The organism is Aliiroseovarius lamellibrachiae, assembly GCF_018599245.1.
GTDB lineage: Bacteria > Pseudomonadota > Alphaproteobacteria > Rhodobacterales > Rhodobacteraceae > Aliiroseovarius > Aliiroseovarius lamellibrachiae.
Genome location: NZ_JAHEVJ010000008.1, coordinates 90722 through 103735, shown reverse-complemented (window position 1 = coordinate 103735; position 13014 = coordinate 90722). Strand labels below are relative to the sequence as shown.

Below are 13014 nucleotides of genomic sequence, written 5' to 3'. Positions count from 1 at the left end.
CGCTTACTCCTTGCCAGTTGCGCGGCGGATGGCGGCGCGAAACAGGTTGTCGTCATAGTTGGGGCGGCGTGCGGCCACATGCTGATCGGGGCGGATCAAATAGACAGCAGACGTGGCATCCCCCATATAGCGGGCTTTGAGCGCACCGGATTTGTCGTCTTTCACAGAAAGCGCAAGCCGGGCAACGGTAATCCCGTCTTCTTCCACCATGTCGGGCGCATCGGCGTCGATGGTCAGAAGGGTGAATTTTCCGCCAAGTTTCGGCAGTAGATAGTCATCCCCCAAGGGGACATCAGGACAGGCGGATCCGGGTCGGGTCCGGGCTGGGCCGTCCAGCGCGTCTGATGAATTCAGCGGCGAGCCATCATAGGTGCAGGGCACGGACAGACGGCCGGAGTTCACCAAGGGGCGCGCAAATTCGTGATGCTCGGACAAGTCCAGCACCGCGTCGCGCAGCAGGCGGCTCATCTCGGATTTTGGGGTGATGAAGTCGGTGGAACGTGACGAGTTCAGGATGTTTTCCTCAGCCCCATGCACGCGTTCGGCGTTATAGCTGTCAAGCAGGCTGTCGGGGGCTTTGCCCTCCATCACCAGTTTCAGTTTCCACGCGAGGTTATCTGTGTCTTGCAGGCCGGAGTTTGCACCCCGTGCGCCAAAGGGCGACACTTGGTGTGCGGCGTCGCCTGCGAACATCACGCGACCGTGGCGGAATGCTTCCATGCGGCGACATTGGAAGGTGTAGATCGAGACCCACTCCAGCTCAAACTGGACATCGTCACCCAGCATCGCCTTAAGGCGCGGGATGACGTTTTCGGGCTTTTTCTCTTCTTCTTTGTCGATGTCCCAACCCAATTGAAGATCAATGCGCCACACGCCGTCGGGCTGTTTGTGCAACAGCGCGGATTGGCCTTTGTTAAAGGGCGGATCAAACCAGAACCAGCGTTCGGTCGGGAAGTCAGCCTCCATGATCACGTCGGCAATCAGGAAGTTGTCTTCGAACACGCGGCCGACAAAATCGAGGCCGAGCATTTTGCGGGTGGGGGACCCGGCGCCGTCACAGGGGATCAGCCACTCGGCTTCGAGGTTATAGGACCCTTCTTGGGTGTCGATTTCCAATGTGACGTGGTCGTCATGGGTGCCAATGGCGGTGACTTTATTTCCACCGCGGATCTCGATTGGGGCACCGGCGGCTTCCAGCTCGCGCACGCGGTTCACCAGGTATTCTTCGAAATAATACTGCTGAAGGTTGACGAAGGCGGGGCGTTGGTGGCCTTCTTCTGGAAGCAGGTCAAACTTATAGACTTCGCGGTCGTCAAAGAAGACCTTGCCCACATCCCATTCGACACCCTTGTCGACCATCGGCTGGCCGCAGCCGAGTCGGTCGAGGATTTCCAGCGGACGTTTGGCAAAGCAGATCGCGCGTGATCCGAAGGAAACCTTGTCGTTGTCATCAATAATGACCGTTTCGATGCCCTCTTGCGCAAGGTCAATGCCCATCGCGAGGCCCACAGGCCCTGCGCCGATAATCACCACTTTGTGCCGGATGGGGGCACCTGCCCCTTGGTCCTTGCTGCGCTTGTATGCGTAAAGCGGGGTTTCAAAGATCTTGGTCATTTGGTCCTCCTCCGACGGGCGGTGTGGCGCGGTTTGGCGGTGCCAGCGCCCAAGGGGCAGGCGCTGGTGTTTGGTGTGATGTCAGATGCCTCCGGCGGGGATATTTCCAGAAAGAGGAAAAGGCCGGTTTGTCTGACTTAGCCCTGCAAGGCCTCCCACATTTCGATATCGCGCTGGGCGGTCCAGATGCGGGGGGTGTCGATGCCGCGGGCTTCGTCAAAGGCGCGGGCGACGTTGAAGGGCAGGCAGTGTTCATAGATGGCGTAGTCGCCGAACTTTGGATCGCATTCGGCGCGCACGGCGTCCCAGGCTTCTTTCAGGGTGCCGTTGCGGGCGGCCACGCGGGCGGCGGGGCGATAGGTGCTTTCGACAAAATCGCGGGTGTTTTCAATCGCGGCGTTGACCATATCTTTGCCGACAAGGGCGTCGCCACGACCCGGCGCGATGGCATCCACATCGAAGGAGGCGATGTTGTCAAGCGTTTCGCCCCAGTCGCTGAAGTGTCCGTCGCCGCAATAGCAAGCCGAGTGGTATTCAACGATGTCACCGGTGAACATCACGTTTTCATCGGGCACATGGATCACGATGTCGCCTGCTGTGTGGGCGCGGCCAAGGTGCATCAGGTCGATGCGACGATTGCCGAGGTACACGGTCATATCGTCCGAGAATGTGGTGGTCGGATAGGTCAGGCCGGGGATGGATTCGTACCCTTCGAACAGGCGCGGAAAGCGTTGAAACTCGCTGTCCCAATCTTCCTGGCCGCGTTCCACAACCATCGCGCGGGCCGCGTCGCCCATGATGATTTGATCGGCGCCAAAGGCAGAGGCCCCAAGCACGCGCACCGCATGATAGTGGGTGAGAACGACGTGTGAAATTGGTTTGTCGGTCACAGACCGCACGCATTCGATGACTTTGTTTGCCAGACGCGGGGTGGCCTGCGCCTCGACGATCATCACGCTGTCGTCGCCAATGATCACGCCTGAGTTTGGGTCGCCCTCGGCGGTGAAGGCATAGATATCTTTGCCCACTTCGCTAAAGGTGATTTTCTTTTCTGTCATGTCACCTTGGGATGCAAAAGCTTTTGCCATGGTCGGGTTTTCCTTCGTGGATGCGGGCATCATAATATGATTCTGCCCGGGTGTGTTTGATCAGCATCATCTGCCGGAATGGGTTGTTTTTGGCCCGGCGAGGTTGGGGTTTTACCCGCGCCGGGGGATTATTTGGGCCAGTTGATTGCGGGCAGGATTTTTCCGGTGCAATCGCCGAAGCCGATTTGGAAACCATCCCCTTTGGCCGCGCCGCGCAGGGTCAACGTGTCGCCGTCCTCGATAAAGGTGCGGGTTTCGCCTGTGTCGAGCGTGAAGGGTTCGCGGCCTGCCCAGCTCATTTCCATCAAGGATCCGTATTCGGTTTTGGTGGGGCCAGAAATGGTGCCGGATCCCAGAAGATCGCCGACATTCATCGCGCACCCGCCGATGGCGTGGTGGCAGAGCTGTTCAGCGGCCGAGTAATACATGCGGGTGTAGTTGGTTTCCCCCACAACGCTGGCTTTCGCGGCTCCTTCAGGCTGCATCAGCACCTGAAGTTCAATGTCATAAAGCCCGTCTTTTGATCCATCGAGATAGGGCAGCAGTTCCTTTTCACGCTCCGGTGTAGGCGCGCGGAACGCTTCCAGTGCGCTCGCGGTCACGATCCAGGGGCTGATTGACGTGCCGAACGCTTTGCCCTGAAACGGGCCAAGCGGTTGGTATTCCCAGCCCTGAATGTCGCGCGCGGACCAGTCGTTCAAAAGCACGTAACCAAAGATCATATCATCCGCTTCGTCCACGGTGATCGGCTGGCCAAAGGCAGAAGGCTTGCCGACGATGGCGCCCATTTCCAACTCGATATCCAACCGGGCCGAGGGGCCAAAGCTGGGCATCTCGGCGTCGGGCGCTTTGCGCTGACCGTTGGGGCGATGGATGTCGGTGCCGGACACCACAACCGAGCTGGCACGGCCGTTGTAACCGATCGGGATGTGCAGCCAGTTGGCGGGCAGATCGGGGGAGCCGCGCAGAATTGCGCCCATGTTGGCCGCGTGCTGACGACCGGCGTAGAAGTCGGTGTATTCCGAGACGAGGAACGGCATATGCAGGTCGGCATCCGTGTGGGCCACCAAAAGGGGTTCCACGGCGGCACGTTCGCTTGCGCCTTCTGCCAGCAATTGCACCAAACGCGCGCGCAATGCGGCCCATGCGTCCGAGCCGAGTTCCATCAGCTCGTTCCAGAACGGCACGTCAAAGACCGGATCATCGCTGATTTCAATCAGGCCCAGTTCCTCGGCGGCGGCCACATCAAGGATCATATCCCCAATGGCCACGCCACAGCGCGGTTCATCCTCGCCCACTGAAAACACGCCGTAGGGCAGGTTGTTCAAAGGGAAGGGGGTGTTGGGCGAGTTCGCGCTCTCGACCCAGGATTTCTTTAATTGCGACATATGTGTCCTCACTTCACCCTTATTGGGCGTCTACTGAACCCTTATTGGGCGTCAAATTGAACCTCGGGGGCGGCGTTGGCAAAGGCCGGCACCGCGAGGCAGGTTTGTTCGATTTCGGTCAGGCGAGGGTAGGGCGTCAGATCCAGACCCCAGCGCCGTGCGTTGTAATATTGCGCCACCAGACAGATGTCCGCCAGCGACGGTGTGTCGCCAAAGGCGAATTTTGTGTCTTGCCGCACCATTTGTTCGAGAGCTTCGAATCCGACGGTCATCCAGTGACACATCCACGCTTGTTTATCCTCGGGCGTGGCGCCAAATGTGGCCCCAAGATGGGCCGCAACACGCAGGTTGTTCACCGGGTGGATGTCCATCGCAACCACATGAGCGGCGGCCAGAACTTTCGCGCGCAACACAGGGTCTTTGGGCAGCAACGCGGGATCGGGCTGCAGCGTCTCAAGGTAGTCAATGATCGCAAGCGATTGCGCCAGAACCGTCCCATCCTCCAGCTCCAGGGATGGCACCAGATGGGTTGGGTTTTTGGCGACATACTCTGCCGAATGCTGCTCTCCGCCATCTTTCACAAGGTGAACCGAGGTCTGTTCTACCTCAATCCCCTTTAAGTTCAGCGCAATGCGAACCCGGTAGGCGGCGGTGGAGCGCCAATAGGTATAAAGCTTTAATGCCATTATTTCTTCCCCGGCGTCCCGTCGAACTTCTTCTCAATGTCATCCCAGCAATCGATGTAAGTGTCCTGAAGCGGGGCTTCTTTCGCGGCAAATTCGGTCAGATGCTGCGGGAACCGCGTTTCGATCATGAAGCTCATCGTGTTATCGAGCTTTTGGGGTTTGAGATCAGAGGTCGATGCCTTTTCAAACGCATCTTTGTCTGGTCCGTGCGGGATCATCATATTGTGCAGCGAGATGCCACCGGGGACAAAGCCCTGCGGTTTGGCATCATATTCGCCGTAAATATTGCCCATCAGCTCGGACATAATGTTCTTGTGATACCACGGCGGGCGGAAGGTATCTTCCATTACCATCCAACGTTCACGGAACAGAACAAAGTCGATATTCGCCGTGCCCGGCACACCAGACGGTGCGGTTAGAACGGTAAAGATCGAGGGGTCCGGGTGGTCAAACAGGATTGCGCCAACCGGGCAGTAATTGCGCAAGTCGTATTTATAAGGCGCGTAGTTACCGTGCCACGCAACCACATCCAGCGGCGATTGCCCGATTTCAGTCTTATGGAATTGTCCACACCATTTGATGGTGATGGTCGAGGGCACTTCGCGGTCTTCAAAGGCCGCAACGGGCGCTTTGAAATCGCGCGGGTTGGCCAGACAGTTTGCGCCGATTGGACCACGACCCGGAAGCTCAAATTTTTGCCCGTAATTCTCGCAAACAAAGCCGCGCGCGGCCTCGCCGATCAATTCAACCCGGTAAACCAGCCCACGCGGGATGATGCCGATTTCTTTTGGCTCAAGGTCGATGATGCCCAGTTCGGTGTAAAACCGCAGGCGCCCTTCTTGTGGGATCACCAACAGCTCGCTGTCGGCGGAAAAGAAGTAATCATCCACCATGGATTCGGTGACCAGATAGACATGGGTGGCCATGCCGACCTGCGTGTTCACATCCCCCGCCGTGGTCACGGTGCGCATACCCGTGATCCAGTTCAGGCCCTTTTGGGTCTCAATCGGATCCCAACGGTATTGCCCAAGCGAGACGACATCGGGGTCAACGCAAGGTGCTGATTTCCAATAGGGCATGTCGATTTTGGTGTAACGGGCCGAATGCTTCACCGAAGGGCGGATCCGGTAACACCATGTGCGTTCAGGCGGATTCGCAGTGAAAGCGGTTCCAGACAGTTGCTCGCCGTAAAGACCATAATTACAGCGCTGGGGGCTGTTTTGGCCTTGCGGCAAAGCACCGCCCAGTGCTTCGGTTTCAAAATCATTGGCCCAGCCGGGCATATAACCCGGCGCCAGGCCGTTAGAGCGCAGATCAGTTGTGATCTTGCGGGTCGTTTGGGTGTTCATCGCGCGTTTCCCCAGAGGTAAGTTTAGCTTTTGTTCAATTCTTTGGCGTGCAGCCAGTCGGCGTGTTTTGGTGCCCGTTTGGTTTCGGACCATTCCTGCAGCATGTCCCACTTTACAGCATCCATACGTTTCAGCATGGCCTCTTCTTCGGGATCTGGACAGGCCAGTTCAACACGGTGGCCGTTTGGATCAAAGAAATAGATCGAATGGAAAAGCGAGTGGTCCGTGACGCCAAGAACCTCAACGCCTTTACCCTCAAGATGCTCTTTGAATTCGATCAGCGTGTCACGGTCTTTGACCTTAAAGGCGATATGCTGCACCCAGATCGGCGTGTTCGGATCGCGGCCCATTTCCGGCTTGGTGGGCAGTTCAAAAAACGCCAGCACGTTGCCATTCCCGGCATCCATGAAGATGTGCATATAGGGGTCAGGCTCGTGCGTGGACGGGACTTTGTCTTCGGCGATGGCCAAGACGAAATCCATATTCAGCATCTCGTTATACCACTCTACGGTTTCTTTGGCATCTTTACAGCGATAGGCGACGTGGTGGATCTGTTCGATTTTCATTTGAATATTCCTCTTGCAGCTTCACAAGCCCGTTCAGGCCGTCATGGGTCTCGGCCGGTGACCAACGGTACGGACCAAATGTGGGGGCCTCCGGGTAAATCATTTCGCTGTTAATTAATATCGTTGCACATGCAACGAAGTCAAGAAAAACTGCCCGCGTGGTCTGTTTTGTGATCTTTCCCGACAATTTGAACGGTTAAGTGGGTGTAAACGCCTGTCTGATATTCATTCCCATGGGTGAATATTAATGAGGTGGTGGGATGAGCGCTAATGGACCTGCGCCAGTTGTCATCATTAAGAAGATCAAAAAGGGTGGTGGCGATGGTCACCACGGTGGTGCTTGGAAAGTGGCTTACGCCGACTTTGTGACCGCCATGATGGCCTTCTTTCTGTTGATGTGGCTGTTAAATGCAACAACTGAAAAGCAACGCAAAGGGATTGCGGATTACTTTAGCCCGACGATCCCGATCAACCGGGTGTCTGGCGGTGGTGCCGGATCCTTTGGCGGCGACAGCATCTTTACAGAAGAAACGCTGGCCCAATCGGGCAATGGTGGTTTGCCACGCAATCCGACCGAGGATAACGAAGGTGAACACACCGGCGGGCGCATCGCGGACGAAAGCGTCGATGCGACACAGCAGCTGGAGAAAGTCGAAGAAATGCTGATGGGGCGCAGCGGCGAAAGCATGGCCAGCGACGAGACGCGCCGCCATATCGTCACCCGCGTCACTGATGAAGGGTTGTTGATTGAGCTGTTTGATATCGAAGGGGAACCTTTGTTTGAAAAAGGCACCAATGTCCCGACGCCTGTAATGGTCGAGTTGGCTGGCCTCATGGCGCGTACCTTTGTGATCGTCAAAAATGGTGTGGCCGTTGAAGGGCATGTCCGGGCGCAACCAGTGGTGGTCGCCGAAAACACCGCTTGGGATCTGTCCGGCGATCGGGCGGATGTGATGCGTGAACTTCTGGAAAAACACGGATTGGATCAAGCGCGCATTCAGCGCGTGACCGGCCACGCTGATCGAAAACCCGCCGCCCGCAATCCGATGGCCCTGCGTAATAACCGTATTGCACTGATCCTTCTGCGCAAGCCGCACAAGTAAACACTTAGGATTTTAGCTGTTAGGCGCCTGTTAAGGGGTCTGCGGCTAAAGTCCTAAATTGAAAATACTTGATGCAGCAGAAAGGCGCACCATGACCATTTCCTCCTCGCTGAGTGCCGGCGTGGCCGGGTTGAATGCTAACGCAACCAAACTCGCTACGATTTCGGATAATATCGCGAACTCATCAACGTTCGGATACAAGCGCGCAACCGCAGATTTTCAAAGCATGGTTATTGGCGGTACCGCCGGTTCCGGGTCTTATTCCGCAGGCGGCGTTCGGGTGTCCACGCAGAGGATGATTGATGAACACGGCCCCTTGATTTCCACCGAAAATCCGTTGGACATCGCCATCGGCGGGCGCGGCATGTTGCCTGTTACACAAGAGGTGTTCTTGGGATCCGGCTCGGGTGAACGCCCGATGATGATGACCACGACAGGATCGTTTCGAACCGACAGCGAAGGTGTGTTGAAAACGGAGACCGGACTTGTGCTGTTGGGCTGGCCGGCGGACGCGGATGGCAATGTGGGAACCTTTCCGCGTGACAGTGGCGCAGGGTTAGAACCCGTTGTGATTAATGCAAACCAAACCGCGGGGGATCCAACGACACGATTGAAATTGGGCGTAAACCTCCCCGCCGTTGATACAGAGGTTGGTGCGACGGGCGACACCTTGCCGCTGTCGGTTGAATATTTCGGCAACCTTGGCACATCGGAAACACTCGATTTCTCGTTTATGCCGACCGTTCCAGCGACGGGCACAGCCCCTTCCAATACTTGGACGATGGAAATCCGGGACAGCGCCGGTGGTGGGAACTTGATTGGCGAATATACGCTTACCTTTGATGACAGCCGCGCTGATGGCGGCACACTCGCATCGGTCACGCCGGTGTCCGGTGGCACCTATGATGCAGCGACGGGTGAACTTGCGCTGACTGTTGATGGTGGGCCGATGACGCTGACCATTGGCAAGATTGGCGACCCAAATGGGCTGACACAATTATCAGACAGTTTCGCCCCGACATCTATCACCAAAGATGGCTCACCTGTGGGCAACCTTACGGCTGTCGAAATTGATGAGCACGGGTACATCAAAGCAACATATGACACTGGGTTTACGCGTACCATCTATCAGGTGCCGCTGGTCGATATTCCGAACCCGAATGGTCTGCGATCTCTTTCAAACCAAGCTTATCAGGTTTCGCCGCAATCTGGGTCCTTCTTTATGTGGGATGCTGGGGACGGACCAACCGGTGAGGTGATTGGCTTTGCGCGGGAAGGGTCCACCACGGATGTGGCGGGCGAGTTGACCGCGCTGATCCAAACGCAACGAGCCTATAGCTCTAATGCGAAAGTGATCCAAACTGTTGACGAGATGTTGCAGGAAACAACCAACATCAAACGCTAACTTCCGGGTGGGTAATGGAGGTTGAGATATGAGTATTGCCAGTTCAATGCACAACGCCCTCTCCGGGTTGAATGCGGCTTCTCGGGCGGTCAACATCGTGTCGTCCAATGTGGCGAACGCCATGACCGAAGGTTACGCAAGCCGGTCACTAGAGTTGTCATCGCGGTCCCTTGACGGGGCCGGATCGGGCGTCTTTGTTGAAGGCGTGCGGCGTCAGGCCGATGACATCCTTATTGGTGATCGTAGATTGACCGATGCGGCCGTCGGATATGACAGCACGAAATCGCAATTCTTAAGCGACCTTGAGGGAGTGATTGGCACCCCGGATAAGGCGGGTTCTTTGTCCGGACGTATTGCAAATTTCGAAAGCGCGCTGATTGGGGCCGCTTCGCAACCTGACAGTGAAGCGCGGCTTTCCGCAGTGAATGATGCGGCTAATAGCGTCGTTTCACACTTGAAAACGACCTCCAAAAACATCCAGCAAGCACGTATTGATGCGGACCAGAATATTGGACAACAAGTCGATAAGTTAAACATCGGTCTCAAGCAGGTTGAGCAACTGAATTCCAAAATCCAAGAGGCTGCAACCCGCGGTGTGGACCCTTCCGGGTTGATGGATCTCAGGCAAAAAACCATTGACCAAATGTCGTCCATCCTGCCGATGAAACAACTGCCAAGAGACAATGGAATGGTGGCGCTGATGACGACCGGAGGCGCGATTGTTCTAGATGGAAAAGCCGCGGAATTTGAGTTCTCGCCAGTAAATACCATTGTGCCAGAGATGACATTGGCAAGCGGTGCATTGTCAGGTCTGACGATGAACGGGCAACCCATGCGGACCGAAGGTGACCGAAGCCCAATTCGCGGTGGGTCATTGGCGGGTGAGTTTGAAGTCCGCGATCAGTTGGCACCTGAAGCACAGGTCCGTCTCGATGGCTATGCTCGCGATCTTGTAGAGCGGTTTCAAGACCCTGCATTGGATGCAACGCGTGCGCCGGGGGCTGCCGGTTTGTTCACGGATGCAGGTGCGGCGTTCGATCCGCTGAATGAGGTTGCCTTATCGACGCGACTGTCCGTGAATGCGTCCGTTGATCCGGCACAAGGTGGAGCAGTATGGCACATCCGTGATGGTTTGGGTGCTGCAGTTCCAGGGGAAGTTGGCAACAGCAACCTCATCAACGACCTTGTGGATGCAATGACTGCCGCCCGTACGCCCGCATCTGGCGGCTTTTCTGTCGCGGCGCGAAGCTCTGCGGGTCTGGCGGCAGACCTTTTATCCACGATTAGTGCGGATTTGTCTGCGGCAGAAACCCAGAAAAGTTTTTCAATGTCCCAAAATGAAACGCTGAAACAGCTGGAGATGTCCCAGGGCGTCGATACTGATGCGGAAATGCAAAAATTGATGTTGATCGAGCAAGCATATGCCGCAAACGCAAGGGTGATCACCTCTGCGGATGAAATGATCCAAACCATTTTGAACATTTAAGGGAGGATTCGCGATGTTTGCAACTTTTGGAGATATGGCCAGCGCGTTCCACTCCCGTACAATGAGCGCTCGCTTGAAATCGGACATGTCCCGACTTGGAGTGGAGCTGACGACAGGGATCAAAACGAACATCGGCGCAGCAGTTTCGGGGGATTTTGGTCCCATTGCTGGCATTGAACATAGTTTGAAAACTCTGGAATCCTACAAGCTTGCGACAGATGAGGCGTCAACCGCCGCAAGCGCAATGCAGCAATCGCTTGGTGCGATCCAAACACAAAGCCAGGAACTGTCGTCAGGCCTGCTTAGCGCCACAAGCTCAAGAGGAGCGACCCTTATCAAGGCAACTGCCCATGATGCCGAACAGAAGTTCTTAGCAACAGTTTCACATCTGAACACCAATGTAATGGGCCGTAGCCTTTTTTCGGGTGCAGCAACAGACCGGCCAGCTTTGGCAAAGGGCGAAGATATGCTTGCAGCCCTAAAGGTTGAAATAGCAGGTGAAACTACGGCTGCGGGTGTGTCTGCGCGCATTGATGCGTGGTTTGATGATCCGGGCGGAGGGTTTGAGACTGTTGGATATCTGGGATCTGATAACCCCGCGGGACCAATTCGCTTGGGTAATGGCGAAACTGCTGAATTGGATATGCAAGCCGACAATCAAGAAATTCGAGATGTTTTGAAAGCGATCGCTAAAAGTGCAGTGATGGCTGATGGCGCATTGGATGGGCGAATTGACGAACAACTTTTGCTAACGAAAGCGGCGGGTGAAGGTCTGTTGACTGCAAACGATAGCTTTACCCTAGCGCGTGCGAATGTCGGGGCGTTGGAGGCAAGAATTGAAAACGTGTCTACGCGAAATGAAGCTGAAAAATCAGCCCTCGAGATTTCGCGAAATGAGCTTATTGCGGCGGACCCTTATGACACTGCAACCGAACTGCAGGCTGCGTATGGCCAGCTGGAAAGCCTCTACACCGTGACCGCCCGTATGTCGCAACTCAAATTTACGGATTATATGAGATGAAAAAATTTCTCGCTGCGCTAACCCTCTTGCTTCTTTTTACGCTGCCGGCGCAGGCCAGCACAATCCGGATCAAAGACTTGGTTGAATTTGATGGAGTTCGCGGCAATGACCTGATTGGTTACGGCCTTGTTGTGGGGCTGAATGGCACCGGGGATGGGATCAGAAATGCGCCGTTCACCGAAGACATTATGTCGAACATTCTCGAGCGACTTGGTGTTAATATCACGGGTGAGCAATTTCGCCCAAAGAATGTGGCAGCGGTTTTTGTGACCGCGACCCTTCCGCCTTTTTCGCGATCTGGATCAAAAATTGATGTGACAGTATCCGCAATTGGGGATGCTAAAAGTCTATTGGGTGGGACGCTGATTATGACCCCACTTAATGCCGCTGACGGCGAGATCTATGCTGTAAGCCAAGGGACTGTTATTGCAGGGGGAGCCTCTGCTCAAGGTGATGGTGCCAGTGTGGTTCAGGGGGTTCCGACAAGTGGCGTTATTCCTGCTGGTGCCCGTGTTGAGCGGGAGTTGGATTTTGACTTTACCAAGCTGAAATCTATCCGGTTGGCGCTTCGGACCCCTGATTTCACTACGGCTGAGCGCATCGAAGTGGCCATCAACAAAAACTACGGACATACGGTTTCCAGAATGCTGGATAGCGGAACCGTGCTGGTTGATATCGGTGCGACCAAAGCATTGTCTCCTGCGCATGCATTGGGTGATATTGAAAACTTGCGTGTGGTTCCTGAGCGCAAGGCGCGGGTTGTCGTGGATCAGCGATCTGGGACGATCGTTATGGGCGAAGATGTGAGGATCAGTCGCGTGGCGGTGTCGCAGGGCAATCTGACACTGCGTATTCAAGAAAAGCCGCTGGTTGTTCAACCTAACCCGTTTACCGACGGGCAAGCTATTGTTGTTCCTAGGACGGATGCCCAAATCCAAGAGGAACCTGGAACTGGACTGGCCGAGGTTGATGGAAGCACCTCCTTATCCGAGGTGATCGCAGGTTTGAACGCCTTGGGAGTTTCCCCACGAGACATGATTGATATTCTCAAGAGCATAAAAGCCGCCGGAGCACTTCATGCGGATTTCGTAGTGCGCTAAGCTAAAATGGCTAATCCCCCCCAGTATTTCGTTGGGGCAAGGGGCAATTCCCTTGATGCTGCTGAACGGCTGAAATCAGTGCGTTCATCGGCGGAAAACGCTTCAATACCGGCTTTCCACAGCACAGCATCTGTGGACAGTTTTATGAGAAATTAAGCGTAAGTCGTGGAAAATCTAGTCGCCCCCTGAAAATGCGTATAGTTTCAGC

The 13014-nt window shown here is 55.5% G+C and carries 11 protein-coding genes; 5 read left to right on the top strand and 6 right to left on the bottom strand.

What is annotated here, in order from left to right:
* Positions 1-3: 3 nt before the first annotated feature.
* The 6 genes from KKW20_RS14345 to KKW20_RS14320 all read right to left on the bottom strand — a co-directional run bounded on the left by KKW20_RS14345 (position 4) and on the right by KKW20_RS14320 (position 6691).
* A complete protein-coding gene (locus tag KKW20_RS14345; RefSeq protein ID WP_214568592.1) occupies positions 4-1614 on the bottom strand; it encodes an FAD-dependent oxidoreductase in 1611 nt (536 codons plus the stop codon).
* 137 nt (positions 1615-1751) lie between these two features.
* On the bottom strand, positions 1752-2702 hold the full coding sequence (locus KKW20_RS14340) for an MBL fold metallo-hydrolase (protein WP_214568591.1): 951 nt from the start codon (positions 2700-2702) through the stop codon (positions 1752-1754).
* A gap of 128 nt (positions 2703-2830) precedes the next feature.
* Complete coding sequence (gene fahA / locus KKW20_RS14335; protein WP_214568590.1) at positions 2831-4090, bottom strand: fumarylacetoacetase; 1260 nt, start codon at positions 4088-4090, stop codon at positions 2831-2833.
* Between the two features lie 41 nt (positions 4091-4131).
* Positions 4132-4776 carry a maleylacetoacetate isomerase gene (maiA, locus tag KKW20_RS14330; protein WP_214568589.1) on the bottom strand — a complete coding sequence of 215 codons (645 nt, stop codon included), beginning with the start codon at positions 4774-4776 and terminating at the stop codon, positions 4132-4134.
* A complete protein-coding gene (gene hmgA / locus KKW20_RS14325; RefSeq protein ID WP_214568588.1) occupies positions 4776-6125 on the bottom strand; it encodes a homogentisate 1,2-dioxygenase in 1350 nt (449 codons plus the stop codon). Before hmgA ends, maiA begins: the two co-directional genes overlap by 1 nt.
* Before the next feature lie 23 nt (positions 6126-6148).
* A complete protein-coding gene (locus tag KKW20_RS14320; protein WP_214568587.1) occupies positions 6149-6691 on the bottom strand; it encodes a VOC family protein in 543 nt (180 codons plus the stop codon).
* Between the two features lie 260 nt (positions 6692-6951).
* Here KKW20_RS14320 and KKW20_RS14315 point away from each other — a divergent pair, with 260 nt between their 5' ends.
* The 5 genes from KKW20_RS14315 (at position 6952) to KKW20_RS14295 (ending at position 12806) form a co-directional block, all read left to right on the top strand.
* A complete protein-coding gene (locus KKW20_RS14315; protein WP_214568586.1) occupies positions 6952-7794 on the top strand; it encodes a flagellar motor protein MotB in 843 nt (280 codons plus the stop codon).
* A 91-nt stretch (positions 7795-7885) separates the two neighbouring features.
* Entirely contained in the window at positions 7886-9199 is a 1314-nt protein-coding gene (locus tag KKW20_RS14310; protein ID WP_214568585.1) for a flagellar hook protein FlgE, read from the top strand.
* A gap of 28 nt (positions 9200-9227) precedes the next feature.
* Positions 9228-10685, top strand: coding sequence for a flagellar hook-associated protein FlgK (flgK, locus tag KKW20_RS14305; RefSeq protein ID WP_214568584.1), 1458 nt, complete (start codon positions 9228-9230; stop codon positions 10683-10685).
* A 13-nt stretch (positions 10686-10698) separates the two neighbouring features.
* Positions 10699-11706, top strand: a complete 1008-nt coding sequence (locus KKW20_RS14300) for a flagellin (RefSeq protein WP_214568583.1) — start codon at positions 10699-10701, stop codon at positions 11704-11706.
* Positions 11703-12806 (top strand): flagellar basal body P-ring protein FlgI, encoded by a 1104-nt coding sequence (locus KKW20_RS14295; protein WP_214568582.1) that lies wholly within the window; start codon positions 11703-11705, stop codon positions 12804-12806. Before KKW20_RS14300 ends, KKW20_RS14295 begins: the two co-directional genes overlap by 4 nt.
* Positions 12807-13014 lie beyond the last annotated feature (208 nt).

Coding starts and splice junctions, on each gene's coding strand:
- KKW20_RS14345 (WP_214568592.1), bottom strand. CDS start 1,614: ATGACCAAGATCTTTGAAACCCCGCTTTACGCATACAAGCGCAGCAAG.
- KKW20_RS14340 (WP_214568591.1), bottom strand. CDS start 2,702: ATGGCAAAAGCTTTTGCATCCCAAGGTGACATGACAGAAAAGAAAATC.
- fahA (WP_214568590.1), bottom strand. CDS start 4,090: ATGTCGCAATTAAAGAAATCCTGGGTCGAGAGCGCGAACTCGCCCAAC.
- maiA (WP_214568589.1), bottom strand. CDS start 4,776: ATGGCATTAAAGCTTTATACCTATTGGCGCTCCACCGCCGCCTACCGG.
- hmgA (WP_214568588.1), bottom strand. CDS start 6,125: ATGAACACCCAAACGACCCGCAAGATCACAACTGATCTGCGCTCTAAC.
- KKW20_RS14320 (WP_214568587.1), bottom strand. CDS start 6,691: ATGAAAATCGAACAGATCCACCACGTCGCCTATCGCTGTAAAGATGCC.
- KKW20_RS14315 (WP_214568586.1), top strand. CDS start 6,952: ATGAGCGCTAATGGACCTGCGCCAGTTGTCATCATTAAGAAGATCAAA.
- KKW20_RS14310 (WP_214568585.1), top strand. CDS start 7,886: ATGACCATTTCCTCCTCGCTGAGTGCCGGCGTGGCCGGGTTGAATGCT.
- flgK (WP_214568584.1), top strand. CDS start 9,228: ATGAGTATTGCCAGTTCAATGCACAACGCCCTCTCCGGGTTGAATGCG.
- KKW20_RS14300 (WP_214568583.1), top strand. CDS start 10,699: ATGTTTGCAACTTTTGGAGATATGGCCAGCGCGTTCCACTCCCGTACA.
- KKW20_RS14295 (WP_214568582.1), top strand. CDS start 11,703: ATGAAAAAATTTCTCGCTGCGCTAACCCTCTTGCTTCTTTTTACGCTG.